General features: G+C 36.8%; 2 protein-coding genes and 2 pseudogenes. 1 reads left to right on the plus strand and 3 read right to left on the minus strand.

Features of this window, described 5'->3' with window-relative positions; genetic code table 11:
* Positions 1 to 729: DNA adenine methylase (locus tag O9295_RS07505; RefSeq protein WP_288032550.1), on the plus strand; the 729-nt coding region annotated here is incomplete at its 5' end.
* Between the two features lie 71 nt (positions 730 to 800).
* Here O9295_RS07505 and O9295_RS07510 read toward each other — a convergent pair.
* The 3 genes and pseudogenes from O9295_RS07510 to O9295_RS27765 all read right to left on the minus strand — a co-directional run bounded on the left by O9295_RS07510 (position 801) and on the right by O9295_RS27765 (position 2,263).
* Positions 801 to 1,622 carry an Rpn family recombination-promoting nuclease/putative transposase gene (locus O9295_RS07510; protein ID WP_288032551.1) on the minus strand — a complete coding sequence of 274 codons (822 nt, stop codon included), beginning with the start codon at positions 1,620 to 1,622 and terminating at the stop codon, positions 801 to 803.
* Positions 1,623 to 1,985: pseudogene (locus O9295_RS07515) on the minus strand (RpnC/YadD family protein); the annotation flags it as partial.
* A gap of 52 nt (positions 1,986 to 2,037) precedes the next feature.
* A pseudogene (locus O9295_RS27765) lies at positions 2,038 to 2,263 on the minus strand (hypothetical protein).
* Positions 2,264 to 2,387: the final 124 nt, after the last annotated feature.

Here is a 2,387-nt window from a genome sequence, read left to right on the forward strand (position 1 = left end):
AATATTAGGGAATATCGAGAACCTTTTTTTGGTGGTGGTTCTGTGTTTTTTGCTGTTAAGCAACTCTTTGGACAACAAATAAAAACCTATTGGATTAATGACTTAAATTATGATTTATATTGTTTCTGGCAATGCGCTCAAGAAAATATTGAGTTATTGGTAACAAAAATAACAGAAATTAAACAAAAATATGATAGCGGACGAGAATTATTTCAAGATTTGACAAGGGAAGATTTAAAGTTAACCGATTTTGAAAAAGCGGTGCGTTTTTTTATCTTAAATCGGATTACTTTTTCGGGAACAGTGGATTCGGGAGGTTATTCTCAAGCAGCTTTTACCAGTAGATTTACTGATTCATCAATGGCCAGATTAACTCAAATTGCGCCGTTATTAGCATCAGTAAAAATTACTAACCAAGACTACGAAGAATTATTATTTGCTGAGGGAAAAGAAGTTTTTATCTTCCTCGATCCCCCCTACTATAGTGCCACAAAATCCCGTTTGTACGGTGTGAGAGGTAATTTACATACCAGCTTCGATCATCAACGTTTTGCCGATAATATGCGTCAATGTCAGGCTAAATGGTTAATTACCTACGATGATTGTCCAGAGATCAGAAAACTCTTTGATTTTGCCCATATTATCGAGTGTAATCTTCAGTATGGCATGAATAATTATAAACAAGGAGCGGCGGCATCTGGTAGAGAATTAATGATCAAAAATTATTAGTGGGATGCCGAAGGCACTGGGTAGCAGTAAGCTAATCTTATAGGTTGGGTTGACGACTGTACTTCATCCTATTAATTTAACCATTGGTGCAAATCTTCCAAATCCGAAAAATCCAATAAAGCAAGAGCTAAATTATCCAATTGATTAGGATTTAACTGTTTAATTTTTTGTTCTATATTTAAAGGAATAGAACCTAGCTTTAAGTTTAGCTGACGCAAAATTAGGCTTTTTTTAGCGGATAATTCTCCTTCCTCTAAAGCTTCTTGATAAACCTTAGTTTCTCTTAAATCACTTAAACTAAACATAGCTTCTATCTCCTTACGGTTTAATTTCGGTAATTTATAAATGAGAATTGTCTCAATTAATTCTAGAATGTCCTGTCTTTTTAAAGACTCCTGAAATTGTTGTCTAACTTGTTGAATCAGTTCTTTTCCTTGGGTTAAGGTGTTTGGTTCCGATTCCACAATTAATTGTAACACTTTTACCCCCAGAGAATCCCCCTCATCTAATTGATTCAGATAATAACAGTTAACCCGTCCTGACTCAAAGAATTCTTGATAACGAGATTTGGGACTATTTTCAATTCCAGGATGAGGATAAATGATCACCCCTTGCCAATTGTTATTACTCTCACTTTGATGAAAATAGAGAAATATTTCACTAAAAAAGCGCGAGTAAAACCGTTCATCTTTTTGAAATTGTACCTCAACAAAGTAAATCGGTTCATTCAGGTTATCGGGAAGAAAGACCCCATCTAAACGAAAAGCGAGTTGTTTAACTTCTAGGGAGGAAAATTGATAATGATTGACGGTTTCTGGGGGAAGATTGAGCAAATCAAAGAAACTTTCGGGAAAAGTCTCAAAGAGACGATAGAAAATACTGTCCGTTTTCACTCAATTTTGTCCCTCAATGACTTGTGGTACTTGTTCAATATCTAAGTCTAAAGTTTGGGCAATTTGTTCTACACTTAATCCTAAAGCCAATAAACGGGGAATAGAGTTTAATTTAGCGGTTAATACTCCTTCCTCTCTGCCTTCTTCTAAAATATCTTGATAGATGACTGATTCTCTCATAATCTCACTCCGAAGGATTTTTTTAATCGTCTCTCGATTTAATACTAACCCAGCGAGAATACTGGTAGCGGCAGCGAGATTGCTTTGTACCTGTTTTTCGGGGATAGTTTCTAAAGAACGGGACACCTGACTTAACACCTGTTCGGGATCATCGGTATTGCTGAGGACGGCAAAGGGTAATAACTCATTGTTCGCTTAATTTTTTAAGGGAAGGGTTTTAAAATTGCTGTAACCTTTATCCTGTATGCTTTTTAGCGAATAAGGTAAGCGGAACATGCCGAGATTGCGATCGCCAATTGGCTCGTTCAAACCCTAGGTAGGGTTTGCTGAATAAATCTAAAAACCTTGTTGGATAAGACTTTTGGACTTTTTTCCCCTCAAAAAGTGCCGACCATTGGAGTGATTGGGGGGGAAAATTCAGGTACTTTTTCCCTGAAAATTAGGTAGTGGGACTTAAACAAATTTCAAGCCCAAACAAAGCCTAAACTGGCTTTGTAAGCGGCAAACACATCCCGATTCTCGGTCAGCCACTCAAAGAAACGGAAAGACATCGCTGTCCGAAAAGCTTCCAAGGCTTCCACAAAA

It is taken from the genome of Microcystis sp. LE18-22.4A, assembly GCF_027531105.1.
GTDB lineage: Bacteria > Cyanobacteriota > Cyanobacteriia > Cyanobacteriales > Microcystaceae > Microcystis > Microcystis aeruginosa.